Consider the following 26,078-nt stretch of genomic DNA (forward strand, 5'->3'; position numbering starts at 1 on the left):
GCAAGTGCTTGGTTCGGTAGGGTGAGCCTACGCGCGCTCCGGGAGGTGACGCCAGTGTCCGGCGATGAGGCGTTCCGCAACGAGATCAGGGATTGGCTCGCCGCCAACCTCACCGACGACCTGCGCGGCGCCGGTGGCCCCGGCCGCGAGAACGAGGCCTTCGCGCAGCGCCTCGCCTTCGCGCGCCGCCTCGCCGCCGCCGGATGGACCACGCTGGCCTGGCCGGTGGGTCACGGTGGGCGAGGCGCCTCCCTCGCGCGGCAGGTCATCTTCCACGAGGAGTACGCCCGAAGCGCCGCACCCAGCCGTGTCGACCACATCGGCACCACCATGGTCGGCCCGACCCTGATCGAGCTGGGCACACCTGAGCAGCAGCAACGCTTCCTGCCCAGGCTGGCGAGCGTCGACGAGCTGTGGTGCCAGGGTTATTCCGAGCCCGGCGCCGGCTCCGACCTGGCCGGTGTCACCACCCGCGCGCGGCTCGACGGCGACCAGTGGGTGCTCACCGGGCAAAAGGTGTGGACGTCACTGGCCCACGTGGCCGACTGGTGCTTCGTCCTGGCCCGCACGTCGCCGGCGGTCGAGGGGGAGTCACGCCACCGGGGACTGTCCTATCTGCTGGTGCCGATGCGGCAGCCCGGTGTCACGGTCCGGCCGATCCGGCAGTTGACCGGCGACAGCGAGTTCAACGAGGTGTTCTTCGACGACGCCCGCACCGATCGTGACCTGGTCGTCGGCAAACCCGGCGAGGGTTGGCGGGTGGCGATGGCGACGCTCGCCTACGAGCGGGGTGCTGCCACTGTCGGGCAGCAGATCGGGTTCCAGCGTGACCTCGACGATCTGGTCGCACTGGCCCGCAAGGCCGGCGCGGCCGCGGATCCCCTGTTGCGCACCCGGCTGGCCCGGGCGGCGGTCGACCTCACCGTGCTGAGGTCGCACACGGTGCGTACCCTCGCCGCGCCGTCACCGCCGCCGGCCAATCCCTCGGTGGTGAAGCTGCTCTGGACCCGCTGGCGGCAGGCGCTGGCCGAGCTGGCGATGGACGTGCTGGCATTCCAGGGATCGGAGGCGACCGCCGACGAGGTCGAGCGCTGGCAGCGGCTGTTCCTGTTCAGCCGGGCCGACACCATCTACGGCGGGTCCAGCGAGATCCAGCGAGGCATCGTGGCGGAGCGGGTCCTCGGTCTGCCGCGCGGGGATCGGCGGTGACGCCTCCGGCGGGCCGCTCGCTGCTCGGCGGCAAGGTCGTGGTCGTCACCGCGGCGGCCGGGGCGGGCATCGGCTCGGCTGTCGTGGCGCGCTGCCTGGAGGAGGGTGCGAGCGTCGTGATGAGCGACAGCCACGCCCGCCGGCTCGGCGAGGCGGCCGAACGCTTCGCCGGTGATCACCCGGGCCGGGTCTGGCCGGTGCCGTGCGACGTCACCGACGAGGCCGCCGTGCAGGAGCTGATCAACGCCGCGGCGGGGCAGTTCGGGCGGCTCGACGTGCTGGTCAACAACGCCGGCCTCGGCGGCAACCGGCCGGTCACCGAGATGGCCGACGGCGAGTGGTCCCGGGTTCTCGACGTCACGCTGACCGGCACGTTCCGCTGCACCCGGGCCGCGCTGCGCCGGATGAGCGAGCAGGGCACCGGCGGCGCCGTGGTGAACAACGCGTCGGTGCTCGGCTGGCGGGCGCAGGCCGGTCAGGCGCACTACGCGGCGGCGAAGGCCGGCGTCATGGCGTTCACCCGCTGCACCGCCCTGGAAGCAGCGGCCTTCGGGGTACGCGTCAACGCCGTCGCGCCGAGCCTGGCAGCGCACCCCTTCCTCGACCGGGTGATGGACGCCCGGGAGCTGGCCGAGCTGGCTGGCCGGGAAGCGTTCGGGCGGGCGGCCCAGCCGTGGGAGGTGGCGACAGTGGTGGCGTTCCTGGCCAGTGACTACGCGTCCTACCTGACCGGTGAGGTCATCTCGGTCAGCAGTCAGCGGGCGTAGGAGTCTTTCGCTCGTGGTTACGGGGCAGTAGATTGTAACGCGTTCTACTTTGTGGAGGACGCGATGAAGCGGCGGATCACAGGTGCGACACTCTTCGGGCTCGGCGTTCTGTGCCTGCTTCTGGCCGGCGCCCTGGCGTGGATAATCGTCCCCTCGCAGCGGAAGGTTCCCCTCGACCTGATCCCACCGGATGTTGTGGTGCAGGCCGACAGTGCCACGTTCGTGCAGGCCAAGGTCCTGCCTGACGGCTCTCCGCAGATCGCCGTGCAAACCGCGGGCCTGCGCAGCGCGACCGGCATCAAACCCGACTTCCAGGAAGCCGCCGATCTCAGTGGTGACCTGACCGACGACACTCTGATCTGGAACGTGTACCACGCGACGGACCGGACCGACACGGCCGAGCCGATCAACAGGTCGGAGAGCCGGATCGCGCTTGATCGCGTCTCCGGCGCGGCGGTGGATTGGGACGGGCAGTGCCACAGCGAGTCGGCGGGTGAGCCGTGTGCGGCGGGCAACGTCCACTTCGCCGGGCAGCTCTACCTCTTTCCGTTCGGCACCGAGAAGACGACGTACCAGTACTGGGACTCGACGCTGCACAGCGCGCTGCCGATGGAGTACCAGGCCGAGGAGAACTTCAACGGCCTGCCCACCTATCGCTTCCAGCAGCAGATCCCGCGGCAGACGGTCGAGATGGACCCGGCATCACTGAGCGGGCTGCTCGGGTTCCTCGCGCCGGACGCGACCACCGGCACCGTCTCCTACCAGGCCACCCGCACGCTCTGGGTGGAGCCGGAGACCGGCGCGATCGTCGGATATCGCGAACAGCAGCATCGCGAGCTCGCTCCGGACGTGGGCGCGCCGATCGTCATCTTCGACGCTGACCTTCAGTACGACGAGGCGACGCTGAACGCGGTGCACGACGAGGCGGCCGACGGTCGTACCCTTTTGATCCTTCTGGGTTTCTGGGCGCCGCTCGGCCTGCTCGTCCTGGGACTGGTGCTCGCGATCGTGGGTTTCGTGCTGGTGCGCGGCTCCAAGAAGGAGCACACACCGGCGCACGCGGCCGAGTCCGAGCCGGCGCCGGTCGGGTGAATCGAGAGTCCCGGTCGCGCCGAAGAAGCGCGACAGGCGCGACCGGGACCGATCAGCGAGAGCCGTAAAACGCCGGCGGGACCTGCGGTTCGGTGCCGGGCGTGTTCGCGGCGACCTCACCCGCCGTCGGGTTGAGCGCGGAGACCACCGCGGTCACGCCGATCGCCGCGAGCACGACGGCCGCCACCACGGCGGCTACCAGGTTCTTCAGCAGAAACATCGATCTCTCCTCACAGCCGCTCGAGAATGCTCGCTGTGGACATCGCGCCGCCGGCACACATCGTGATCAATGCGGTGCTGCCGCTCGAACGTTCCAGCTCGTGCAGGGCGGTGGTGATCAGCCGGGCCCCGGTGCTGCCGACCGGGTGGCCGAGCGCGATCGCGCCGCCGTTGACGTTGACCCGGGATTCGTCCGCGCGGTGCACCGCGAGCCAGGAGAGCACCACGCTGGCGAACGCCTCGTTCACCTCGAACAGGTCGACGTCGTCGATCTTCATGCCGGCTCTGGACAGGACCCGCTCGGTGGCGCTGATCGGCCCGTCCAGGTGGTAGTACGGTTCCGCGCCGACCAGGCACTGCGCGACGATCCGGGCGCGCGGCCTCAGGCCCAGCTCGCGGGCGCGGCCGGCGTCCATGAGCAGCACGGCGGCGGCGCCGTCGGAGATCTGCGAACTGGTGCCGGCGGTGTGCAGGCCGTCGGGGAGGACGGGTTTGAGGTTTCTCAGCCCGTCGAGCGTGGTCTCCCGCAGTCCCTGATCCCTGGTCGCACCGGCCACCGGGATCACCTCACGGTCGAAGCGGCCCTCATCCCAGGCGCGAGCCGCGTTCGCCTGCGAGCGGACACCGAACCGGTCGAGGGAGTCCCGGCTCAAACCCCTGCGGACCGCGATCCGCTCGGCCGCCACGAACTGATTCGGCAGGTCGATGTCCCAGCTCTCCGGCCGGGGCAGGCCCGCTTCGCCGAGGTTGGCGCGCAGCGGGACCCGGCTCATCGACTCGACGCCGCAGGCCATGCCGGTGCTGATCGCGTCGGCCGCGATCAGGGCGGCGATCAGATGGCTGGCCTGCTGGGCGGAGCCGCACTGGGCGTCGATCGTGGTGCAGCCGGTCTCGTGGGGGAGGCCGGCGTGCAGCCAGGCGGTGCGGGTGATGTTGCTGGACTGCTCGCCGCCCTGGGTGACGCAGCCGCCGATGGCCTGCTCCACATCGACCGGGTTTCTCTCCAGAAGCGCTTTCTGCGCGGCACCCAGGAGCGCGGCGGCGTGCAGGTCCGACAGCCATCCACCCCTGCGGCCGATCGGCGTGCGAACGGCATCGACGATCACCGGTACGCCCACGTCAATGCTCCTTCTAGAACGTGTTCTCGTCCTGAACCTACCATCCTCGATGAGTTACGTGTTTGAATCGGTAGAACCTGTTGCTGTAGTGCTGGAGGAGCCGTGGCCGAGCCGCGTACCCGTATCGACTTCACCGATCCGGACATCTACGTTCACGGCATCCCGCAGGCCGAGTTCGCCGAGGCCCGCACGCACGCGCCGGTCTGCTGGGTGCCGCAGGAACGAGGCAGCGCCGGGTTCGACGACGACGGTTACTGGGCGGTGACCCGGCATGCTGACGTGATGACCGTGTCCCGCGATTCCGACACGTACTCGAGCTGGGAGAAGACGGCGATCGTCCGGTTCGGAGCGGACATGACCCCGGACCGTCTGGAGATGCAGCGATACATCCTGCTCAACATGGATCCGCCGCAGCACACCCAGCACCGGTCGATCGTCTCGCGGGGTTTTACGCCACGGGCCGTCAACAGCCTGCGCAACGCACTTCAGGAGCGGGCCTCGCAGATCGTGGCGTCCGCCGGCGAGTCCGGCGACTTCGTCAACGAGATCGCCTGTGAGCTGCCCCTTCAGGCGATCGCCGAGCTGCTCGGCGTGCCTCAGGAAGACCGGCACGACGTCTTCAACTGGTCCAACGCCATGATCGGCCAGGATGACCCGGAGTTCAGCGACGGCAGCGACCCGATCGAGCCGGCGATGTCTCTGCTCTCCTACGCCATGACGATGGCCGAGGACCGCCAGACCTGTCCCCGCGACGACATCGTCACCACCCTGGTGAAAGCCGAGATCGACGGCACCCACCTGTCCACCGACGAGTTCGGATTCTTCGTGCTGATGCTCGCGGTGGCGGGCAACGAGACCACCCGCAACGCGATCTCGCACGGCATGCTCGCGTTCATGGAGCACCCGGAGCAGTGGGATCTCTATCGGTCAACCCGCCCGCGGACAGCCGTTGACGAGGTGGTCCGCTGGGGTAGCCCGATCAACGCCTTCCAGCGCACCGCGAAAGTCGACACGGTACTCAACGGCCAGCCCATCCGGGCAGGTCAGCGGGTTGCCATGTTTTACGGCTCGGCCAACTACGACGACGAGGTCTTCACCGACCCGCACCGCTTCGACATCACCCGCAGCCCCAACCCGCACCTGGGATTCGGCGGCAGCGGCGCGCACTTCTGCCTGGGCGCCAACCTCGCCAGGCTGGAAATCGACCTGATCTTCAACGCGATCGCCGACCAGATGCCCGGGATGACCCTCGCCGGTCAGGCCTCACGCCTGCGCTCCGGCTGGATCAACGGCATCAAGCACCTGCCGGTCAACTATCGCTGAGATAGCGTGGCCCTGGTGCACGACGGGCTGATCACTTTCGGCGTTCTCGGGCCGGTGATCGCCGAGGACGGACAGCGCCGGCCGATATCGCTCAAGGGTCCGATGCACCGCACCGTGCTGGCTCGGCTCCTGGTGGCCCGCCGCCGGGTCGTACCCATCAATGATCTTGTCGACGATCTCTGGGTCTCGCCGCCGGACGGCGCCATCGCCGCGGTCCGCACCTTCGTCGCGGCGCTTCGCCGTGCCATCGAGCCCGGCCGCCCAGCGCGGGCGCCGGCTACGTTGCTGGTCACCGAGGGCCTTGGGTACGCACTGAAAGCCGCCCCCGCCGACGTGGACGCCTGCGTTTCGAGCAGGCGGTGGCCGACGCCGGCCCGGCCGAGCCGTCCGCGGCGCTCGCCATCCTCGACGAGGCACTGGCCTGGTGGCGGGGCCCGGCGTACGCGGATTTCCCCGGCCTGGCCTGGCCGAGGGCGGACCGCTCGCGCCTGGCCGAACTCTGGCTGCAGGCCGTCGAACGCCGCGCACAGGCCCGCTTCGACCGCGGCCGCGCCGCCGACGCGGTGCCGGACCTGGACGCTCGCGGGTACGCCTCGAATCCGCGGTCGGGCTGCTGGGGAACCTCGCCGTCACCAATCGCGCGGAAACTCGACGATCCGGTGCTGCTGACGTTCGCTTCGCCTGAGGAGCGATCGCCGCCGGTGACAAACCGGCGATGCGCAGAGCGCGAGAAGCACTCACCCCGGCGGCGGGGGAGTGGGCCGGCGCGGCCAGCGGCCTGCTGACCCTGGGTCCGGTCGCCGACCATCTGGCAGCCCTGACATGAGAAAGGCCCGCCCCCTGGAGGGCGGGCCTTTCCACTACTACGAAATCAGCGCTTCCAGGTACGCGTCGCGGTCGTCCTGGTGTTGCCCACCTTGTCGACCGCCCGAATCTTGATCTTGAGTTTCTTTCCGTACTTACTGACCTTGATCTTGAAGGTGTACGGCTTGGACGCGTCCTTCTTGACCAGCTTGCCGTTGATGTAGAGCTCGACCCGGGCGATGCCGCTCGCGTCGCTGGCGGCCACCTTGACGGTCACCGTGCCCTTGACCTTCTTGCCGTTCTTCGGGGCACTCGTGATCTTCACGGTGGGCGCCTTGTTGTCGGCGATCACCCGGCGGTTGTAGGCGCCGTAGTTGCCGGCCTTGTCGAACACCCGCCACTGCAGGTTGACGTTGCCGCTGTACTTGCCGCTGTTGTATCGCAGCGAGTACGGCGCCGTGTTGTCCCGGCCGACCTGCTTGCCGTTGGCATACAGGATCGCGTGCGACAGCCCGGAGCCACCACTGTCCGACACCCCGGTCGCGGTCACCTGAACGGCGCCCCGGAACCGCTTGTTGTTACCCGGGTTCGTCCCGGTGATCCGCGGCGCGGTCGTGTCGATACTGGTCACTGCCCGTGCGGCGCGGATCTCGCCGTATTGGGAGAACCCGGTGATTTCCGTCGGCCGGGCGGTACGGGTCAGTGCGTTCACGAGGGCCGTGTTGCCGGCCTTCGGCGCCTTCGACTTCAGCAACGCGACCACTCCGGCGACCAGCGGCGATGATGCCGAGGTGCCGCAGAACTCCGCGTAGTCGTCGGCGGTCGACGCCGTGTTGAACCCGTCCAGGTTGGCGGCGGTCGTGCACCAGGGCGCGGCCACGTCGACCCAGCTCGGGCCGTAGTTGGACCCGAAGTAGTAGCCGTTGATGATGTCGACGTAGAGGTACCAGTCGCTGTCCGTATCGGTGCCGCCGACGCCGATCACGCCGGGGTACGCCGCCGGGTAGTGCAGCGTGCCGACCGCGTCGTTACCGGCCGACGCGATCACCAGTGAGCCCTTGCGCTGTGCGTACGCCACCGCGTCGCGCAGGGCGGCGACGTTGGCGGTGCCACCGAGCGAAGCGTTGATGATCTTCGCACCCTTGTCGGCCGCGTAGATGATGCCCGACGCAACAGTGCTCTGGTACCCGGAGCCCGCGCTGTCCAGCACCTTGATCGGAAGGATCTTGCAGGACCAGCAGACGCCGGCGATGCCCTTCCCGTTGTTGCCCTGCGCCGCGATGAGCGAGGCCACCGCGGTGCCGTGGCCGTTGTCGTCGGCCGCGTTCGTGTCCCTGTTGACGAAGTCGTAGCCGGGCAGCACCCGGCCGGTGATGTCGTTGAACGAGGTCACGCCGGTGTCGACCACCGCGACGGTCAGGCCGGAGCCGGTGGTGGTGCTCCACGCGTCCGGCACGGTGATCTGCGGAAGCTCGATCTGCTCCGAGTACAGCGGGTCGTTCGGCGTGACCCGGTCAGCCGTGACGACCGCGTCTTCCTCGACGTAGGTGACGCCTGCCGTCGCTCGCAGCTTTGCCGCGGCCTGGCCGGCCTCGGCGCGCGGCACCGAGACGATGCGGACACCGAGGCGGTCGAGCGCCGCGTTGCCGTTCGAGGCGAAGCCGAGTGACGAGGCGCTCGCGGACCCGCCGACGATCAGGTTCACCGTCGAGCTCTGCGGTGTCTTCGCACTGCGCGGGGTGGCCCCCGCCGCCGCGGCGGCCTGTTTGCGGGACTCGACGTCGGTGCCGTCGACCGCCGCGTGCGCGGCCGGTGCCGTGATGCCGGTCGCGACGAGCGCCGCCGGCAGAACCAGCCCGGCAGCGACGCGTTTCATGAGCGTGCCCAAATCGAACCCCCCGAATCGCCGATCATGGATGTTTCGATCCTATGTAGAGGAGGCGCGAATGGGACGAGGCGAACGGCCGCCTGCCCCTGTCGGAACGGGCCCTTGACTTCAGGCAGGCGGCGCACGGTTCCTGCAGGGTCACCCGTACCCCGCCGATCGTCACGACGAGGGCGCCGTTCGAGGCGTACGACCAGGCCAGCACTCCCGTGTACGCCGAGCACCGGGACCCGTTCGACCCGGACCAGACCTGGTTCGTGCTGTCCGCGTCCTCACCGTCCGAGTCGGCGTTGTCGTGCGACTCGGCGCTCCGGACCAGGTTGTTCGCCGGCCACTGGCTGTTCGGCGTGGTCGACAGAATCCGGGACAGCTGCAGACCGGTGTCCCTGTTGAACCGCGTGATCGTCCGTTCCAGGACGTTGTTGCTGCCACCGAGGAAGATCCCGTTGTCGCCGGCCCGCTCGACCACGACGCCGTACACCCGCCAGTAGTTGCCGTTCACCGCGAGCCCACGGTTCGCCGGGTCGTCGCTCTGCGCGGCGAAATTCAAGATCGGCACTTCACTGTGGTACGCGGAAAGAGTCTTGAGAGCACCGGCAGAACCGTTGTTCCCGGCCGTGATGGTGACCGTCTGCACAGGGCGTTGGAGGCTCGCTCGCTGCTGGTTTGTTGCAGAAATGGTCAGGCGTGTGCCGTCAGGAACTGATCCATGCACCGTTCCGCGTTGGCGGTGATGGTCAGCGCCGGGTTCGCCAGGGCCGCTGATCCCGGCAGCAGGGCGCCGTCGACGCAGTACAGGTTCGGGTACCCGTTGACCTTGCCGCCGAAGTCGGTGGCCTTGCCCATCACCAGGCCGCCCAGCGGGTGGTACGTGTTGCGCGAGCCCAGCCCCATGCCGGTGTTGCGGTCGTACGACGGCAGGCCGGTGAGCAGCGAGCCCTTGCTGCCCTCGGTGGCCCACCACAGCCGGGTCGCCAGGTCCCGGCCGGCCTTGTCGGCGGACGTCTCCATCTCCGCGTACGGCCAGTACACCTTCCCGGCGCCGGTGGCCGCGTCGTAACGGATCTCGCCGCGCTCGCTCGCCAGGCTGGTGATCAGGTGGGCCGTGGTGCTGGGCAGCCAGGATGGGATCGGCGCGGCTTCCCACGCCATCGCGGCCGGTGCGTACGGGTTCGAGTCGTCGTAGAAGCGGACGTTGCCGGGACCGCCCTGTGCGCTGCCGACGGTCTTGCGCAGGTTCAGCCGGGCGACCAGGAAGTCGCCGTTGTTGCCCCAGCCCTTGCCGACCTCGGCGCTGGTGAGCTTCGGCAGCCTGCCGCGCGCCTTCGACGTGAGCAGCAGCGACGTGGTGTTCAGCGAGCCGGCCGCGAGGAACAGGTAGTCGCTGACGAACGTCTTCGACGCGAGCACCGATCCGGTTTCGTCGATCTGCCGGGCGGCCACCTCGAAGCGATCAGAACCGGACACCTCGCGAACCTCGGTGACCTCGTGCAACGGCAGCACCGTGACGTTGCCGGTCTCCTCCGCCCACTTCAGATAGTTGTGGTCCACGCTGTTCTTGGCGCCGGAGTTGCTGCCGAACGGGCCCTCGCCGATCGTGTGGCACGTGACCACCCGGCCGGCCAGCTCGTCGCGCACGACGTCCCAGTTCACCCCGAACGGCACCGGCGACGCGGCGCGGCCGAACTCCGCCACGTACTGCAGCCAGCTTCTTGCTCCCGCGTACGAAGGATGGTTTTGAATGTCGCTCGGGATCGTCGCGGCGCCCAGGCTCTGTCGCGCGCGCGGCCAATAGGTGGCCTCGAAGTCGGAGTACGCCAGCTCGGCGGGGTAGACCCGCTCCCAGTCGGCGCGGCGCGGCTGCGGCAGGAACATGCCGATGACCAGGGAGCCGCCGCCGACGCCCGCGCCGCACATCACCTGGATCCCGTCGCCGACGTGCTTCTGGATCAGTCCGGCCCGGCGCTCGATGACCTTGCTGGTGTCCAGGCCGAGCGGCGGGCGGTCGCCGAACCACGCGCATCGCCAGTCCGGATTGCCGATCGTGCAGAACGTGGTGCCGGCGGCGTTCACGGTCCATCGCCGACCGCGTTCAAGAACGGTCACGGTCATCCCGGCCTGGGCGAGACGGTACGCGGCGACGGCTCCGCCGAAACCGCTGCCGATGATCAGCGCGGTCTTGCCTCGCAGCGCGGGGAGCGCGGGCAGCGTCCCGGCGGCGGCGAGCGCGCCGATCCGCAGCACGTTACGGCGAGTGATGTTCACGGTTGGCCCCTTCAGGGTTGCTGACCGACGACCCACATGGAGAAGAACTGAGATCCGCCCCCGTACGCGTGACCGAGCGCCGTCGCGGCGCCGGCCACCTGGTGTTCGCCCGCCCGGCCCATCACCTGCATGGCGGATTCGGCAAATCGGAGCAGCCCGGACGCGCCGATCGGGTTGGAGCAGAGGACACCGCCGGACGGGTTGACGGGAAGCCGCCCGCCGATCCGGGTCTCGCCGGACTCGGTGAGTTTCCAGCCCTGGCCAGGGCCGACGAAGCCCAGGTTCTCCAGCCACATCGGCTCGAACCAGGAGAACGGCACGTAGATCTCGGCGACGTCGATCTCGTCGAGCGGGTCCTTGATCCCGGCGGCGGTCCACAGCGCGTTCGCGGCCTCGACCCCGGCACGCGGGTTGACGTGGTCTTTTCCGGAGTAGAAGGTCGGCTCGGTGCGCATGGCGGTGGCTTTGATCCACGCGACCTGGTTGTCGCTGCGGCCGGCTGCCGCTTCGTCGCCGATCACCACGGCACAGGCGCCGTCCGACGACGGACATGTCTCGTCATAACGGATCGGGTCCCAGAGCATGCGGGATTCCCGTACCGACTCCAGGGTGATCTCCGGCTGCCGCAGGTGGGCGAACGGGTTGAGCGCTCCGTTCTGCCGATCCTTGACCGCGACCAGGGCGCCGATGTGGTCCGGAGCCTCGAATCTGCGGATATATGACCGGATGTGCGGCGCGAAGTACCCGCCGGCGCCCGCCCCGATCGGCGCGGTGAACGGCGGCTGGATCGACAGCGCCCACATGGCGTTCGACTCGGACTGCTTCTCGAAGGCCACCGCGAGCACCCGCCGATGCACACCGGCCCGGATCAGGCTGGTCGCCACGATCGCGGTGGCGCCGCCGACCGAGCCCGCGGTGTGCACGCGCAGTAGCGGCTTTCCGGCCGCGCCGATCGCGCCGGCCAGGAAGAGCTCCGGCATCATGACGCCTTCGAAGAGGTCCGGCGCTTTACCGAGCACGACCGCGTCGATCTGCGACCAGTCGGTGCCGGAATCGGTCAGGGCGCGGTCGATGGCCTCGCGGCAGAGCCCGGCCATCGAGACATCGATCCGCCGGGTGCGGTGATGAGTCTGCCCCGTGCCGAGCACGGCCGCGCGCCTCATCGTTCCGCCGCCATCTCTGCTGCGGTCTCGGCCGCGGTCTTCGACGCCGCCTCTGCGGCGGTCTCCGCTGCCGCGAGCACGCAGATCAGGTTCTGTTGAAGGGCTGGTCCGCTGGTCGCGTGCGCGGCTGCCGTCTCCGCCCGCCCCGACATGATTTCCTCGGCCGCAGCCCCGATCCGGGAGAGCCCGGCGGAGAACATCGCCTGGCCGTCGTCCCGAAGTATCCGGACTTGTCGCCCGGTGGGAAGCGCTGCCCGCAGCAGCAACTCCTGATGCGTGAACGGTGCGTGCAGCGCGACCACGTCCACCTCTCCGTCAAGCCCGGCATCGGCCGCCGCGAGCGCCGCCGACGGAACCGCGGTCAGATCCCGCTCGCCCAAACCCTGCGGGTCGATGCGGTGCGCGATCCCGGTGATCCACGCGGGCCGCGGCCGGCTTCGGTCAGCGCGGCGTCGGCGGGCTCGCTCGCCGACGGCGAGCACCACCGCCGCGGCACCGTCTTTCACCCGCGCCACGTCGTGCGCACGCAGCGGATTTCTGAGGTACGCCCGACCGAGCAACTCCTCGACCCCCGCCCCGGAATCCCGCGCCGCGACGGCGGCCATGTCCCGCTCGCTGAAGAGGCCGGCCTCCAGCGCGAGCCGCGCCTGCAACGCCGCCACACTGATCGAATCCGGCCACAGCGGCGCGACGGTATAGGGGTCCAGCTGCAGCGCGAGAACCCGGCTCAGGTCGCCGGCGCCGGCCTTGCCGAACCCGTACACCAGCGCGGTCTCCGCCTCGCCGGCCAGAATCTTGAGGTACGCCTCGTAGAGCGCCCACGCCGCGTCCATCTCCACGTGCGATTCGCTGATCGGTGGCACCGCGCCGATCGCGTCGACCGCGTTGACGAACGAGAACGCCCGCCCGGCCAGGTAGTCCGACGACCCGGAACACCAGAAGTCGATCTCCTGCCGCCCGAGCCCGGCCTGCGCCAGGGCCTGCTCGAAGACCGGAACCAGGGTCTCCACCCCACTCGTGGTGATCGACGAGTCCGAGCGGGCAAACCCGATCACCGCAACCTCGCTCATAAGTGCTCCGCATAGGACTCGTAAGCCGCGTCCGGTTCGCCGGTCGGCTCGAAGTGGGCGATGTTCTCCGGCGTGACCGACCAGTCGGAGCGGTCGCGCCAGACCGCGGCGACCCGCATACCCATCCGCACGTCGCCGGCGTCCAGGCCGAGCACCAGGTGCGGGATGGGAATGTCGGCGCCGTCCAGAAGCACCTGCGCCACGACGTACGGCGGGTCGAGGCGCTGGCCTGCGAACGGCACGTTGACCACGCAGAACGTGGTGACGGTTCCGCGGTCGGCGACGTCGACGATCTCACCGGGCGCCACTCCGTCGGCCGGGCAGACCCGCGGGGGGACGTAGACCTTGCGGCAGGCCGGGCACCGCTGGCCGATCAAGCGGCCGTCGGCGAGAGCCCGTAGGTAACGGTCCTCCTCGTCGGAGGTGGTGTGAAGGTAGTGCAGCCGGATCGGGGTGGTCATGATCTCGACGGGTGGTCCGGGCGACGTTTCTGATACCTCGCCCGGGATGGCCGTCGACTCCGTGCCCGGCTCGAAACACGCTATGTCGTTGATGTGCCCGGTCCGGGAGGGTGACCACTTCGCGCGTACCCGAAGGCCTGTCCGAATTTGATCTTGATCTTGAATGTCGACCGCGTGCAACAGCGCGGTGTCCGCGCCGTCGAGCCGGATCAGCGCCCACGCGAACGGCCTGCTCAGCGGCTGGCCCTCGATCGGCTGGTCGACCCACGTCCAGCTGATCACCGTGCCGGTGGGGGAGACTTCGACGAGGTCGGTGACCGGTTCGTGGGTGAGCGGGTCGAACTCGAGCGGCGGCACGTGCACGCGGCCGTCCGAGGTGCGGCCGCCGAGCACGCGCCCGTCCCGCAGCCCTGTCATGAACCGGCCCAGAACTGGCCCGAGCGAGCGGGTGTAATCGAAGGCGATCGTCATCGGCGCTTCCACGCCAAGAGTGAAACACGTTATAACTTTGACCGGCAAGCATGTAGCCGGGCTGCTTTCAAAGACTTGAAACGAGTTATAGAGTCTCGGCATGAACGGGATCGGGATGTGGACCGTTGCGCGTGAGTCCCCGCAGCGTGAGGCGATCGTGGAGCCGGGCGGCCGGACCCTCACCTACGGTGATCTCGCCGCCGAGGCGGACCGGATCGGCCGCGGCCTGCGCGCGGCCGGGCTCGGTGCTGACGACACCATCGCGCTGCTGATGCCCAACGGCGCCGACATCCTGATCATGTATTTCGCGGCGGTGCAGATCGGGCTTCACGTCGTACCCCTGAATTGGCATCTCACCGCGCCCGAGCTGGCATACATCCTCCGCGACAGCGGAGCGAAGGCGTTCGTCGCCGACGCACGCTTCGCGGACGCCGCGCTCGCCGCAGCGGACGAAGCGGACCTTCCGCCCACCTCCCGCTTCGCGGTCGGCGACATTCCGGGCTTTCTGCCTTCGCTCGCCCTCGGCGCGGGGGGATCCGGCAGACCAGAGCCGCGTACGCTCGGAGCGCTCATGGTCTATACGTCCGGTACGTCCGGCCGGCCGAAAGGTGTCCGCCGCCCGCTGCTCGGGCTGGACCCGGACGATGTGCCGCCGGTGTCACTCTGGTTCTTCGGCCTGTTCGGCCTGCGCCCGTTCGATGATCACGTGCATCTGTGCTGCTCGCCGCTGTACCACACGGCAGTGATGAACTTCGCTGTCATCTCGGTGCAGATGGGGCACCAGGTCGTGGTGATGGATCACTGGGATTCCGTTGATTTCCTACATTTGGTGGACCGTCATCGAGTCACTCACAGCCACATGGTGCCGACCCAGTTCCGCAGGCTGCTGACCGTTTCTGATCGCGGGCGCTTCGACATCTCCTCCATGCGCGCGATGATCCACGGCGCCGCGCCCTGCCCGCAGCCGGTCAAACAGGCGATGCTGGACTGGTGGGGGCCGGTGGTGATCGAGTACTACGCGGCCTCGGAGGGCGGCGGCACTCTGATCACTGCGCAGGAGTGGCTGGCGCGGCCGGGTTCGGTGGGACAGGCGTGGCCCGGTTCGCGGGTGCGGGTGCTCGACGACGACGGCAAGGATGCGCCGGAGCTGTCGCCCGGGCGGGTCTACCTGCAGATGGGTGACGCCACGTTCGAATATCACGGTGACGCCGAGAAAACCCGGGCGTCGTGGCGGGACCGCATGTTCACGGTTGGTGACATCGGCTACCTGGACGCCGACGGATACCTGTTCCTCTGCGACCGGGCCAGCGACGTGATCATCACCGGTGGCGTGAACGTCTACCCGGCCGAGATCGAGAACGAACTGAGCGGCCATCCGTCGGTGGCCGACGTGGCGGTGTTCGGCATCCCGCACGAGGAGTGGGGTGAGGAGATCAAGGCCGTCGTCGAGCCGGCCGACGGGGTGGTGGCCGGCCCGGAGCTGACAGCTTCGTTGCTGGATTTCCTGACGACCAGACTGGCCCGTTTCAAGATCCCACGGACCGTGGATTACGTGGAGAGGCTCCCACGCGACCCGAACGGGAAGCTGTACAAGCGTCTGCTCCGTGATCCCTATTGGTCGGGCCGCGACCGAGCCATCTAGTTTTTCGCGAAGCCGTCCACCAGTACTCCAAGCCGCCGCTCGTGGTCCTCGCGGCGCAGCCGGCCGCCGCGCATCAGTGTCATCAGCCCGTGCAGGCTTGCCCAGAACACCTCGGTCTGCGCGTCGATCTCCTCGTCGCCGACCACTGCTCGCACGGCCGCGCGTACCTCGCCGAACCCCTCCTGCAGCGGGGCCGGCGTCTCCAGGCTGGCGAACACCACATCGACGGCCCGGGTGAACATCGTTTCGTACAGCACCGGCCGTGCCTCCGCGAAGTGCGCGTACGCGGCGGCGACGGCGGCCAGTGCGGTGTGCGCATCGGGGGCGCCGGTGCGCGCGGCGCGCAGAGCGGCGGCCAGCTCGGCGAAGCCGTCGAGCGCCACGGCGGCCATGATGGCGTCCTTGCCCTTGAAGTGGCTGTAGAGAACCGGCTGGCTGTACTCGATCCGCTCGGCAAGCCGGCGCGTCGTGACGGCGTCCCAGCCTTCGGCCTCGGCGAACTCCCGGGCGGCCTCAACGATCAACCGCTCCCGGTCCAGCCGCTCGCGCTCCCGGCGCTCTCGAATAGACATGACAGCAATCCTAGCGCCGCTAGCCCTCGTGGCCAACGCGTGCTAGCGTCGAATGAAATCCTAGCGGCGCTAGAAAAGGAATTTGTCATGATCACTGTTGTCGCCTACGGGCTCGCCATCGTGCTCAACCTCTTCATCATTTTCATCGGAGCCAGGTTCTTGCTGGTGCCGGAAGCGGCAGCGGCGGGCTACGGCGTGCCGGCCACAGCGAGCGCGTATCTCACGGTCAAAGGCGTGCGCGACCTCACCTACGGCCTGGTCGGCCTGGCCCTGCTCGCCTCGGCCGGCGCGCCGGCCGAGGCGTGGTTCATGCTGGTGGTCGCCATCGCCCCGTTCGGCGACACCCTGATCGTCCTACGCCACGGCGGCACCAAGGCGGTAGCGTTCGGCATCCACTTCGCCACGGCGGTGACGGTGCTGATCAGCGCAGCCCTACTGTTCGCGCTCTGACCAGGGCTTGGCACGCGCGGAACTGACCGATTCCGGCAGGACCGTTGATCAGTTCGCCGGCTCGGTGAAGAAGCCCAGATGATCTGGCGCCAAACCGAGGCCGGGATGGGCCTCGTGCCATAGGAAGCCTGCTTCGGCGCTGCTCGGAGCATAGTGAAAGGGTTCGCCTCCGTGCCGGACCGGGATTTCTCTCCGGACGCCGTTGACCATCAGACCGACAAGCAGCTCCCAGTCCAGGTCACTGTGGCCCTGCGTAGCCGTGATCCTGATCGCGGCTTCTTCTCCGGGCTGCAGACGGATGCTGCCGCCCCGGGAAAGCCGGAACTCGCCACCGGATGTCGGAGTGCGCTGCAGCCAATCCAGAGGAATGTCGGTGGGCCGAGGTTCGTCGGTGAGGACGATGAAAGCACTTTCCGGCAGCGGGGATTCTTCCTTACCCGGCTTGGGGATGCAGCTGATCGGCACGACGTGCGTGGGTGCCCGCTCGGACAACAAGCGCGGCCGTAACGTCTTTACCTGAATATCGACAGGTGCTTTCGCGGTGATCTCAACCTGAATGTAAGAGAGGCCGGAATCGTATCCGCCCTGAGCGCGCAATGATTGACGTAATGCCGAGCAGTCGCGGGGCGCATCAACACTCCGAGGTACCTTCCCTGCCTCGAAGGCCATCGTGTCGTCTACGGTTTCCCCTGTACTGGGCGGGTCGAAATACTCGCCGGTGACCGAGATCATCTGGTCCGCCGTCAAGCTTGCCTCGCTGGCCGGTGACTGCCATTGCGAGGTGGTAACCGTCGATGGCCAGCCACCGTAACTTGCCGCGAAACTCGCGGCTCCCGTGACAATGAGGACCGCCGCTACAAGGAGACGCCGTTTCGGCCGCCGGCCTTCACCGGTTGAATCAGCCGGCGCTATTGTCGGCACAGCTCGTCGTACCCCTCCGTTCGGCACACGTCGCTAGTCACCGGTGGTGACCCAAGCCTGGTCAATCGGCTGGAATTCGTACTCCGCCTGGTAATTCGGTCTCTCCGGCGTAGTGCGAAACGACTGGCCGTCACCGGGAAGACTGATCGTCTGCGAAGCGCTGCCGGCCACCACATCCAGATCCAGTCGCCAGGTGCACAGATTCGCTCCCGGCCACACTTCAACCTTCAGAACGACCTGCTCGCCGGGCCCGAGGGTGATGTAGCGGCCGGCGAAATACGGCTCATGTGGACCCGCCCCTGGACCAGCCCGTCTCGCGACCGGTACGGCTTCGCCGAGGTCGAATGCAAGATTGACCGAGTCGGCACTGCCTTCCGCGCCGGGAATGGTCAGAAGCGTGCCGGAGAGCGGTCGCTGGCGACTGCTCACCGTCGCACGGATCTGGCGGATGACCACCGACGGGCTGTGTCTACCCTCCAGCGTCACATCCAGATGCGAGACCATTCCGGCACCACCACGGGCAAGTGCCCACCGCCGAGCGGCAGCAGGGGCCGCCGGGATCTGGGCGCGGTGAACAAGTCCCGGCACGATCAGCTGAGTGCCGTCCGCCGCGTACACATTGAAGTCGATGGAGGCCTTCACTGCCGGGCCCTCGGGTTGATATGAGTTCACCAGCCGAGCCGAGACTGCCCCGACCACAGCGACCGCGACGGTGGATGCGAGGAATGCGGCGACGCCGCGCAGGCGGCGGCCCTTCTCGGAAGGCGGTTCGGCCGCAGGTACTGAAGGCTGCTCCGCAGCCGGCCTAGGCCTGCGGCGCCTGCTCCGAAGACTCATATCGACACCTCAGGGTTTCCAGGACTGACGTCGGCAGCGCGCCTCGGTTGCGGCCGGATTCGGAAACCAGCCTGTCCACCGGGCGCGTAGCTCCGCCTGTTTTACCTGTGGTTCGCATGTGGGCAGACGGATTTGGTGTCGTTTTAATTCGAAAGAGAACGTGTTTGTTCCCGATGTCGGCAATGCGCTCACTGAAGAGCCGGTGAAGCACTCTTGAAGGCGCCAGGAATCGGTATTCGTCACCGCGAGATTCAGTGACATCGTGCACGGAAAGGCCGTAGGCCTCACGGATTCCCGAAGCTCCGGTGGGCGGTGCGCCGTCGAGCGCACCGCCCGCACCCCAGCTCAGGCGCCCGCTGCGCGCACCCTCTCGTGCAGCTCAGCCGCCCGGTCGATCAGCTCCGCGACGTCCTCGACCGCCGCCGGCAGCGTGACATAAACGTGGTCCGCGCCGGCCTCTGCCAAAGCCGCCACATCCTCCGCCAACTGCGCCACATTGCCCGCATAAGCAGGCCTCGGAACGGCCACCGACTCCGTCAGATCCAGGGTCCCGATCTGCACCGTGCAACTGATCGAAGCCGGGTCCCTTCCGGACTCCTGCGCCATCGCCCGCAATCCCGCCAGCGAATCCTTGACCTGTGAAGGCGTCACCCCGCTGGCCACCCAGCCGTCAGCGCGCCGGGCTACCCGTCGCAGAGCCCGCTCATTTCCGGCCCCGAGCAGAATCGGAATCTTCCGTACCGGCTTCGGCCCGACATCGGCCACCGAGACCTCGTAGTTCCGGGATTTGAAACTCACCGGATTGGGTCCCCACACCTCGGCCGCGACATCCAGGAACTCGTCCAGCGCACGGCCCCGCTCGGTCAGCGGAACGGCTCCGACCGCCGCGAACTCGTCCGGCGACCAGCCCGCGCCGAGGCCGGCGATGACTCGCCCGTCACTTGCCGCATCCAGCGTTGCCAATTCGCGCGCGAGCCGGAACGGCAAGTGCAACGGCACCACCAGAACCCCGGTCCCGAGCTCGATCCGCGACGTCACCGCAGCCGCCGTCGTCAATGTCACCAGCGCGTCAGCGACACCGCGATACCGTTCCGGCCAGGCCAGGTCCGGCACGTTGTACAGGCCATGGGAACCGCTCTGGTCCTCCGGCACGAGCACCCGTTCGAAAACCCACAGGCTGTCGAAGCCGATCTCCTCCATCGCCCGTGCCGCGGCGACAACGTCCTTGCCGGGAGTGAAATGCTGGAACTGGGGAAGGCTGACACCGAGTTTCACCATGCCCCAACAATTCCACAGAGGACACCCCTTTTGGGTACGCGTAACCGCCCCACCCGAGCATGGCGACGGGAGTCACACGACCCTGCCTGACGCCGGGCGGGCCCGGTGACCCGATCGAGGTGCCAGAGGTCGCCGCTCCTCGGTGGCAGTCGACGCAACCAGCGGCAATGCAGGTGGCCCGAGCCGGCCGTGAGAGGATTCGCCCATGGGAACTCAGCGCGTGAACGGCGATATCGAGGCGCGGGTCTCCGTTGCACAGGACCGGACGACCACCCCCGAGGCGCTCTACGAGCTGGCTTCCGACCCGTCGGCCCGGGTCCGCGCGGCGGTCGCGGCCCACCCGGATGCTCCGGCTGAGGCGCTGCGGCCCCTCGCCCGGGACCGCGACCGTGACGTTCGCGAAGCGGTCGCACGGAACCCCTCGGCCTCCCAGGGAAACCTGCTGCGCCTCGTCGGCGACGCGGACCGCTGGGTGCGCTGGGCTGTCGCGGCCAACCCGGCATGTGACTCCCGCATCCGCGGCGTGATGGCGAAGGCTCCGGACAAGGAACTCCGCGGCCTGCTCGCCGAGATGCCGGATCTCGAACCCCACCTGGCGGCGCTCCTCATCGAGGACGCCTCACCCGAGGTACGGGAACGGCTCGCCAGCCACAGCACCGATCCGGACGTCATCGCGGCTCTGATGCGCGACCGCACCCTGCGAGTGCGCAAGGGTGTCGCCGTCAACAAGCACACCACCGCCGAGCAGCGGCACACCCTGGCCCAGGACTCGTCGCCGGACGTCCGCGCCGCGCTGGTCCGGGCGGTGAAGCTGGACGAGGCGGATCTGCGGGATCTGCTGGACGACCGTTCCGCCGACGTCCGCCGCGCGATGGCCACCTCCGCTCTCACGCCCCAGCACATCCGGCAGGAGTTGGAGAACGACCCCGACGAGGCGGTCGCGGAAGACGCCCGCGGTTACCGAGGCCCGCAGGCCCCGAGCGAACCCGCGCGTCCGCCGCGCGCCGGCCGCCGCCCCGCCATTGGCAAGCGGTTCCCCGGCAAGACCACCCGCTAGCGGCGCCGGTCCCGCGTCGCGCCGGGCTGATCGAGGTGCGACTTCCGGTGATAGGGGAGTTTCAGTATGCCTGCAGTCATTGATGTACATCACTGAATGAGGGCAGCCTCGGGGGTACCCGTTCCCTATCCCCGGAGGAAGCCATGCTGCTCCGCAAACTTGCGGTGGCCCTCTTCGCCGTGCTCGCTGTCACCGGCGTCCAAGCGGTCACCGCCGCACCCGCCACCGCAGCGCCCCGAATCCTGTACTACGACGCCAGCCAGGCCCAGGAGTTCAAGGCCGTGGTGGCCCAGGGCGCCCAGATCTGGAACAACAGCGTCGCCAACGTACGCCTCGAGCCCGTCCCGTCCGGGCGTACTCCCAACATCCGCGTCTACGCCGACAACGGCTGGCCCCGCGCCTACACGCAGTCACTCGGCAACGGTTACTGGTACATGGGCCGCCAGGCCGTCAACCAGGGCTACTACCAGCCGCGGATCGCCGCCCACGAGTTCGGCCACCTGCTCGGCCTCCCCGACCGGCGTACCGGCCTGTGCACCGACCTGATGTCCGGCAGCAGCGCCCCGGTCAGCTGCACCAACCCCAACCCGAGCAGCACCGAGGCCCGAACCGTCAACAACAACTTCGCGACCGCGCTGACCACCGGCGCCCGCGTCTACACCTGGGCCGGTAGCGCGTCCTGACGGCCACGGCCGTACGGCGAACGGTTCGCCGTACGGCCGTATCCTCATGACGTCTTCAGCCTGCCCGGGAACCCGTAGTACGCGTCCCAGATGTCGGTGAAGAACGAGTGGCACTGGTCGAGCGCGCCGGCGTAGTAGTCCTTGCCGCCACCGCCGCCACCGTCGTTGATGCCCTTCGCCGCCACACTGCCGTCCGAGTTGACGGTGTAGACCGGGCCGCCGGAGTCGCCTCCGCGCGTACACCAGCCGGTCTTGTTCTTGCTCATCACGATGCCGCGCGTCCAGTAGCCACTGGACTTCACGTTGCCGCCGGCTGACTTGACCGTCCAGCCACAGATCTCACCGGAGAACGAGCCGCCGGTGCAGAACTTGTCGCCGGCCTGCGACCGCCGGTGCCACATGGACTTCACCGGAGCGCTCGTCGTGCTGCTGGCGTTGCCGCGGTAGATCCGCGCCGCCGTGCCGCTGGTGGCCGGCACCACTGCCATGTCACCGCGGTACACGCTCTGACCCTGCAGTTTCACCGTGCCGTTGGTGTAGTTCTCGCGCGTGTTGTTGTTCACGATGCTGCCGATGGCCTGACCCTGGTTGGTGTACACGTAGCCGCCTGTGGGATAGCAGTGCCCGGCGGTGAGCAGGCCCTGCTGCGTCGTGCTGATGTTCCAGGCGAAGGCGGTCGTGCAGTGGCTGTTGGCGGTGCGGACACGCGCGCCACCGTAGTACGGCAGGTTGTCGGCGAGCCTGCCAACCTGGGCGGTGACCTGCGGATTCGCCTCGGTGATCAGCTCCACTCGATCGCCGAACAGGTCCTCCAGGGCCTGCGCGGCCGGGCTGGTCACGTCGCCCATCGTGATCGCGACCCGTCCGGTCTCGCGGTCCACGTCGGTCTTCCACACGTCGGCCGCGGCGATCGCCGGAGTGTTGTCGACAGCGTTCTGCACCTGCTCGCGCAGAACTTCGGTCTCGGCGCGGCTCAGTGCGACGGTGTTTGTCGCCATGTCGACGCCCGCCACGTTGCTCTGGCCCTCGACCGCGGATTCCTCGGCCTTGTTCTCCTCGGGCTCGCCGGTGGTCGGTGTGGTCTGCAGGGTTCCATTGGAGAGAGCCTCGGCCTTCTCCGCGGCCTCGTCGGTGACCACGTCGACGACGATGGCGCCGCCTTCGACGTCCGGGTAACCGAAGTCCTCCGGGTTGCCCTCGGCCAGCTGGTCGTAGGTGCCGAGCGCGTCGCGCAGCTCGTCCGGGACCGGTTCGTTGAGCTCGTCGGCGTCGATGATGACCACGCCCTTGTTCACCGCGAACTCACACCACGACGTCCACGGCCCCTGGCCGTTGGCGGAGACACCCCGGGTACGCCAGCGGTAGGAGCCGCCGTCGGCGAGCTTCCCGGCCGGTACCGTCACCGACGCGACAGTGCCGGAGGCCTGGTTCGCCGACGCGGCCGTCAGCAGGGCCGTGCCGTCGAGTTTCGTCAGTTCGAAGTCGGCGCGAACCGGCGTACCCGAAGGGTCGTCGACAGTGACGTTCAGTCCTGGGGTGACATTGTCGATGGCCGGGCGGTTCGCGCCGGTGCTGCAGGACGAGCCCTCGTCGAGTGACGGGTCGGTCACGCTGACACCCACGCTGTAGGTGACGTCGATGTACGGCGCCTTCGCCGCGTCGGTGTAGTACCGCGACCAGAACTGTTTGTACTGGCTGAAATCGGCCTCGTCGACCGCCCGCAGGCCCATCGTCGGCGTGCTGACCTTCTCCTGGGCGGCGCGTTTGACGAAGCTCGTCACGTCCGCCGTGACAGCGGTGTCCGAGCAGCTCGTCGCGGTGGCGGTGGTCTCCAGGTGCTGCCAGGCCGGCTGTACGTCCCAGGACGTGCCGGCCGTGAACGCTCCGGTGGTCCAGATCTCCCACGGCGTCGCTGCGCACGAGGTCGAGTACGGGTTGTGGAAGTGGGCCGTCGCCGACTCGATCCGCTTGTTCTGCAGCGCGGACGCGTCCCAGGACAGGAACGAACGGGCGGTGAAACCCTCGTAGGCGCTGCCCAGGAAAACCGAGTCGGCGCTCGGCCAGCCGGTCGGATAACCGGTGACCGCCGAGGTGTTGTCGAGACTGGAGATCCGCAGCACCTGGGTGGCCGCGGCCTGCGCCGTGGTGGCAGGCAGTACGGCGGCTATGGTGACCGCCATCATCAAGCTGGTTGCGGCAGCAAGGCCGCGTACTTTCCCCCGTGTGAACCGAGACACTTCACCCTCACGTCTACAGGCTCGATCCCGATGTGATCGAGCGCGAACTATATAGACGATCTTGTTGATGAGGGATCGTGAAAGCAATCCACCGTTCGGTGGTCGACCTGGGAGGGAACACCATGAACACCCCAACCGGCACCCTGAGGCTGACGTTCGCCGAAATGACCGAAAGTGATCTCGACGACCTCGCCGCCCTGCTCGGCGACCCGGAGGTCATGCGTTACTACCCGCGCCCGAAATCCCGGTACGAGGCTGAGAACTGGATCACCTGGAACCAGGACCTCTATCAGCGCGCCGGCTTCGGCCTCTGGGTGATTCGATCCCGCGAGACCGGCGAGTTCCTCGGTGACTGCGGCCTCACCCCCCAGCAGGTCGACGGCGTCACCGAGACCGAGATCGGCTATCACGTACGCGCGGACAGACAACGCCTCGGGTACGCCACCGAAGCCGCCACCGCCTGCCGTGACCACGCTCGCCAAGTCCTCGGCGTGAACCGGCTCATCGCGATCATCGACTCCGCGAACGAACCGTCCCAGCGGGTAGCCGAGAAGATCGGCATGCACCACGAGCACGACACCGTTTACGGCGCTGCCCGGCAGCCGGTACGGATCTACACCGAGAACTCCTCGACCCCCACCACCCGCAGCAACGCCAGCCGTTCCCGGGTGTCGTCGTCAGCCGGCGTCAGCACCAGCAACAGCTGACCCAGATCTGGCGTCACCAGCGTCTCGCAGTCCATCGTCAACCGGCCCACCCGCGGATGCAGGAACGACTTGCGGTCGGCGCGACGCACCTTCACCTCGTGATCGGCCCACAACCGGCGGAACTCGTCGCTGACCGCCAGCAACCGCTTGACCAGGCGTTCCACCTCGGGCTCGCCGGCCCGGCGACCGGCCACCGCCCGCAGATCAGCCACCATCTGGCGGCTGCGGTGCTCCATGTCCTCTTCCGAGAGCACGGCGCGCGCGTCCGGCTCGGTGAACCATCGGTACGCCAGGTAGCGCCGATCCCCGGTGAACCTGGTGTGATCCCCGTTCATCAGCTCGGCCGGCCGATTCTGCGCCAGCACCTCACCGAGGTCGGACATCACGAGGGCCGGAGTGTCCCCGAGCAGATCCAGCATCCGCAGCAACCCGGCCCGAGCCTGCCGCGCGGTCCCGGCCCCGAGCGGCGCCTGATGCCCGGCCAGATGGAACAGGTGAGCCCGCTCGTCGTCCGACAACCGCAGCGCCCGCGCCAGCGCGCCGAGCAGCTGCGCCGACGGCTGACTGCTGCGCCCCTGCTCCAGCCGCACCACGTAATCCACCGAGATCCCGGCGAGCCGCGCCACCTCTTCCCGGCGCAGCCCCGCCGTGCGCCGGCGTGGCCCGTCGACGAGGCCGACCTCGGCCGGACGGATCGCCTCACGGCGGCGGCGCAGGAAATCGGCGAGCTGGTCACGCTGCATGAGCCCATCGTGCCCCGGCGGGAGAACGCGCAGCCAGGGAGTGCCGCTCCCACGATGAGCGCTCCTCTCCCGTACCCCGGAAATCCGGCGCACGGTGAGAGCCATGAAGACACGAACTCTGGGAAATACCGGCCCGGCCGTCTCCGCTCTGGGCCTCGGCGCGATGGCGATGTCCGGAACGTATGGCCCGTCGGACCGGGACGAGAGCATCAAGACCGTGCACGCCGCCCTCGACGCGGGTGTCACGCTGATCGACACCGGCGACTTCTACGGCATGGGCCACAACGAGCTGCTGCTCGCCGAAGCACTCCGCGGCCGAAACCGTGACAGCTACCAGCTGAGCGTCAAGTTCGGCATGCTCCGCGGCCCGGGCCACGAGTTCGGCGGCACCGACGGCCGTCCCGAAGCGGTCAAGAACTTCCTGGCCTACTCGCTGAACCGCCTCGGCGTCGACCACATCGACATCTACCGCCCCGCCCGCCTCGACCCGAACGTCCCGATCGAGGACACCGTCGGCGCCATCAAGGAGATGATCGACGCCGGATATGTCCGCCACGTCGGCCTCTCCGAGGTCAACGCCGCGACGATCCGCCGGGCCCACGCGGTCCACCCCGTCGCCGACCTGCAGATCGAGTACTCCCTGATCTCCCGCGCCGTCGAGACCGACATCCTGCCCACCCTGCGCGAGCTGGGCATCGGCCTGACCGCGTACGGCGTCCTGAGCCGCGGCCTGATCTCCGGCAACTGGACCCCGGGCCGCGCCGACGACCCCCGCAACCACAGTCCCCGCTTCGCCACCGGCAACGTCGAACACAACCTGTCGCTCGTCGACGCCCTGCGCAACCTCGCTTCAGCGAAAGGCTGCACGGTTGCCCAGCTGGCGATCGCCTGGGTAGCCGCCCAGGGCGACGACATCGTCCCGCTGGTCGGAGCCCGCTCCCGCACCCGCCTGACCGAGGCCCTGCCCGCCCTGGACGTCCAGCTGACCGCCGACGACCTCACCGACATCGAGAAAACCATCCCGGCCGGCTCAGCCCACGGCGACCGCTACCCAACACCCTTCATGTCCTCCCTCGGCACCGGCAACTGACCCCGGACGCCGCC

24 protein-coding genes and 2 pseudogenes are annotated in these 26,078 nt (G+C 68.5%); 12 read left to right on the top strand and 14 right to left on the bottom strand.

Going from position 1 to position 26,078, the window contains the following annotated elements; genetic code table 11:
- Positions 1 to 21 precede the first annotated feature (21 nt).
- The 3 genes from ACQP2E_RS10145 to ACQP2E_RS10155 all read left to right on the top strand — a co-directional run bounded on the left by ACQP2E_RS10145 (position 22) and on the right by ACQP2E_RS10155 (position 3,068).
- Entirely contained in the window at positions 22 to 1,209 is a 1,188-nt protein-coding gene (locus ACQP2E_RS10145; protein WP_433830171.1) for an acyl-CoA dehydrogenase family protein, read from the top strand.
- Positions 1,206 to 1,976: an SDR family oxidoreductase gene (locus tag ACQP2E_RS10150; RefSeq protein WP_433830173.1), complete on the top strand. Its 771-nt coding sequence runs from the start codon at positions 1,206 to 1,208 to the stop codon at positions 1,974 to 1,976. The genes ACQP2E_RS10145 and ACQP2E_RS10150 overlap by 4 nt, the downstream gene beginning before the upstream one ends.
- Before the next feature lie 63 nt (positions 1,977 to 2,039).
- A complete protein-coding gene (locus ACQP2E_RS10155; RefSeq protein ID WP_433830175.1) occupies positions 2,040 to 3,068 on the top strand; it encodes a DUF3068 domain-containing protein in 1,029 nt (342 codons plus the stop codon).
- Between the two features lie 52 nt (positions 3,069 to 3,120).
- Here the strand turns inward: ACQP2E_RS10155 and ACQP2E_RS10160 are convergent, their stop codons facing one another.
- Together ACQP2E_RS10160 and ACQP2E_RS10165 are read right to left on the bottom strand one after the other, a co-directional pair.
- On the bottom strand, positions 3,121 to 3,288 hold the full coding sequence (locus tag ACQP2E_RS10160) for a hypothetical protein (protein ID WP_433830177.1): 168 nt from the start codon (positions 3,286 to 3,288) through the stop codon (positions 3,121 to 3,123).
- Between the two features lie 10 nt (positions 3,289 to 3,298).
- Positions 3,299 to 4,405 carry a steroid 3-ketoacyl-CoA thiolase gene (locus ACQP2E_RS10165; RefSeq protein ID WP_433830179.1) on the bottom strand — a complete coding sequence of 369 codons (1,107 nt, stop codon included), beginning with the start codon at positions 4,403 to 4,405 and terminating at the stop codon, positions 3,299 to 3,301.
- Positions 4,406 to 4,507: 102 nt separating this feature from the next.
- On the opposite strand from ACQP2E_RS10165, the gene ACQP2E_RS10170 reads away from it, so the two are divergent.
- The 3 genes and pseudogenes from ACQP2E_RS10170 (at position 4,508) to ACQP2E_RS10180 (ending at position 6,513) form a co-directional block, all read left to right on the top strand.
- Complete coding sequence (locus tag ACQP2E_RS10170) at positions 4,508 to 5,728, top strand: cytochrome P450 (protein ID WP_433830182.1); 1,221 nt, start codon at positions 4,508 to 4,510, stop codon at positions 5,726 to 5,728.
- 102 nt (positions 5,729 to 5,830) lie between these two features.
- Positions 5,831 to 5,983: pseudogene (locus ACQP2E_RS10175) on the top strand (hypothetical protein); the annotation flags it as partial.
- Between the two features lie 104 nt (positions 5,984 to 6,087).
- The gene (locus ACQP2E_RS10180; RefSeq protein WP_433830184.1) at positions 6,088 to 6,513 is read left to right on the top strand and encodes an AfsR/SARP family transcriptional regulator; all 426 of its coding nucleotides are present in this window, start codon (positions 6,088 to 6,090) and stop codon (positions 6,511 to 6,513) included.
- An 86-nt stretch (positions 6,514 to 6,599) separates the two neighbouring features.
- Here the strand turns inward: ACQP2E_RS10180 and ACQP2E_RS10185 are convergent, their stop codons facing one another.
- The 6 genes and pseudogenes from ACQP2E_RS10185 to ACQP2E_RS10210 all read right to left on the bottom strand — a co-directional run bounded on the left by ACQP2E_RS10185 (position 6,600) and on the right by ACQP2E_RS10210 (position 13,847).
- Complete coding sequence (locus tag ACQP2E_RS10185; protein ID WP_433830186.1) at positions 6,600 to 8,408, bottom strand: S8 family serine peptidase; 1,809 nt, start codon at positions 8,406 to 8,408, stop codon at positions 6,600 to 6,602.
- A gap of 34 nt (positions 8,409 to 8,442) precedes the next feature.
- The gene (locus ACQP2E_RS10190) at positions 8,443 to 8,976 is read right to left on the bottom strand and encodes a hypothetical protein (protein WP_433830188.1); all 534 of its coding nucleotides are present in this window, start codon (positions 8,974 to 8,976) and stop codon (positions 8,443 to 8,445) included.
- A gap of 122 nt (positions 8,977 to 9,098) precedes the next feature.
- The gene (locus tag ACQP2E_RS10195; RefSeq protein ID WP_433833876.1) at positions 9,099 to 10,676 is read right to left on the bottom strand and encodes a GMC family oxidoreductase N-terminal domain-containing protein; all 1,578 of its coding nucleotides are present in this window, start codon (positions 10,674 to 10,676) and stop codon (positions 9,099 to 9,101) included.
- A 17-nt stretch (positions 10,677 to 10,693) separates the two neighbouring features.
- The gene (locus ACQP2E_RS10200) at positions 10,694 to 11,845 is read right to left on the bottom strand and encodes a thiolase domain-containing protein (RefSeq protein ID WP_433830190.1); all 1,152 of its coding nucleotides are present in this window, start codon (positions 11,843 to 11,845) and stop codon (positions 10,694 to 10,696) included.
- A 62-nt stretch (positions 11,846 to 11,907) separates the two neighbouring features.
- Positions 11,908 to 12,915, bottom strand: a pseudogene (locus ACQP2E_RS10205) (lipid-transfer protein); the annotation flags it as partial.
- Positions 12,912 to 13,847 (bottom strand): Zn-ribbon domain-containing OB-fold protein, encoded by a 936-nt coding sequence (locus ACQP2E_RS10210; RefSeq protein ID WP_433830192.1) that lies wholly within the window; start codon positions 13,845 to 13,847, stop codon positions 12,912 to 12,914. The pseudogene ACQP2E_RS10205 and the gene ACQP2E_RS10210, both read right to left, overlap by 4 nt.
- A gap of 100 nt (positions 13,848 to 13,947) precedes the next feature.
- Here ACQP2E_RS10210 and ACQP2E_RS10215 point away from each other — a divergent pair, with 100 nt between their 5' ends.
- Positions 13,948 to 15,489 (top strand): acyl-CoA synthetase, encoded by a 1,542-nt coding sequence (locus ACQP2E_RS10215; protein ID WP_433830194.1) that lies wholly within the window; start codon positions 13,948 to 13,950, stop codon positions 15,487 to 15,489.
- Here the strand turns inward: ACQP2E_RS10215 and ACQP2E_RS10220 are convergent.
- Complete coding sequence (locus tag ACQP2E_RS10220; RefSeq protein WP_433830196.1) at positions 15,486 to 16,061, bottom strand: TetR/AcrR family transcriptional regulator; 576 nt, start codon at positions 16,059 to 16,061, stop codon at positions 15,486 to 15,488. The two genes, ACQP2E_RS10215 and ACQP2E_RS10220, sit on opposite strands and share 4 nt — an antisense overlap.
- 87 nt (positions 16,062 to 16,148) lie before the next feature.
- Between ACQP2E_RS10220 and ACQP2E_RS10225 the strand changes: the two genes are divergently transcribed.
- Positions 16,149 to 16,511 carry a DUF4267 domain-containing protein gene (locus ACQP2E_RS10225; RefSeq protein WP_433830198.1) on the top strand — a complete coding sequence of 121 codons (363 nt, stop codon included), beginning with the start codon at positions 16,149 to 16,151 and terminating at the stop codon, positions 16,509 to 16,511.
- Between the two features lie 48 nt (positions 16,512 to 16,559).
- Here the strand turns inward: ACQP2E_RS10225 and ACQP2E_RS10230 are convergent, their stop codons facing one another.
- The 3 genes from ACQP2E_RS10230 to ACQP2E_RS10240 form a co-directional block, all read right to left on the bottom strand.
- A complete protein-coding gene (locus tag ACQP2E_RS10230; RefSeq protein ID WP_433830200.1) occupies positions 16,560 to 17,258 on the bottom strand; it encodes a hypothetical protein in 699 nt (232 codons plus the stop codon).
- Positions 17,259 to 17,465: 207 nt separating this feature from the next.
- Entirely contained in the window at positions 17,466 to 18,074 is a 609-nt protein-coding gene (locus ACQP2E_RS10235; protein WP_433830202.1) for a hypothetical protein, read from the bottom strand.
- Positions 18,075 to 18,614: 540 nt separating this feature from the next.
- Positions 18,615 to 19,547 (bottom strand): TIGR03619 family F420-dependent LLM class oxidoreductase, encoded by a 933-nt coding sequence (locus ACQP2E_RS10240; protein WP_433830204.1) that lies wholly within the window; start codon positions 19,545 to 19,547, stop codon positions 18,615 to 18,617.
- Between the two features lie 205 nt (positions 19,548 to 19,752).
- Here ACQP2E_RS10240 and ACQP2E_RS10245 point away from each other — a divergent pair, with 205 nt between their 5' ends.
- Entirely contained in the window at positions 19,753 to 20,604 is an 852-nt protein-coding gene (locus ACQP2E_RS10245) for a hypothetical protein (protein ID WP_433830206.1), read from the top strand.
- Positions 20,605 to 20,747: 143 nt separating this feature from the next.
- A complete protein-coding gene (locus ACQP2E_RS10250; RefSeq protein ID WP_433830208.1) occupies positions 20,748 to 21,287 on the top strand; it encodes a snapalysin family zinc-dependent metalloprotease in 540 nt (179 codons plus the stop codon).
- 44 nt (positions 21,288 to 21,331) lie between these two features.
- Here ACQP2E_RS10250 and ACQP2E_RS10255 read toward each other — a convergent pair whose 3' ends face one another.
- Entirely contained in the window at positions 21,332 to 23,467 is a 2,136-nt protein-coding gene (locus ACQP2E_RS10255; protein WP_433830210.1) for a hypothetical protein, read from the bottom strand.
- Positions 23,468 to 23,646: 179 nt separating this feature from the next.
- On the opposite strand from ACQP2E_RS10255, the gene ACQP2E_RS10260 reads away from it, so the two are divergent.
- Positions 23,647 to 24,231, top strand: a complete 585-nt coding sequence (locus ACQP2E_RS10260) for a GNAT family N-acetyltransferase (protein ID WP_433830212.1) — start codon at positions 23,647 to 23,649, stop codon at positions 24,229 to 24,231.
- Here the strand turns inward: ACQP2E_RS10260 and ACQP2E_RS10265 are convergent.
- A complete protein-coding gene (locus ACQP2E_RS10265; protein ID WP_433830214.1) occupies positions 24,138 to 24,974 on the bottom strand; it encodes a helix-turn-helix transcriptional regulator in 837 nt (278 codons plus the stop codon). The genes ACQP2E_RS10260 and ACQP2E_RS10265 overlap by 94 nt on opposite strands.
- Positions 24,975 to 25,077: 103 nt before the next feature.
- On the opposite strand from ACQP2E_RS10265, the gene ACQP2E_RS10270 reads away from it, so the two are divergent.
- Positions 25,078 to 26,064 (top strand): aldo/keto reductase, encoded by a 987-nt coding sequence (locus tag ACQP2E_RS10270; protein WP_433830216.1) that lies wholly within the window; start codon positions 25,078 to 25,080, stop codon positions 26,062 to 26,064.
- Positions 26,065 to 26,078: the final 14 nt, after the last annotated feature.

The sequence above is a fragment of the Actinoplanes sp. CA-015351 genome (assembly GCF_050955685.1).
Lineage (GTDB): Bacteria > Actinomycetota > Actinomycetes > Mycobacteriales > Micromonosporaceae > Actinoplanes.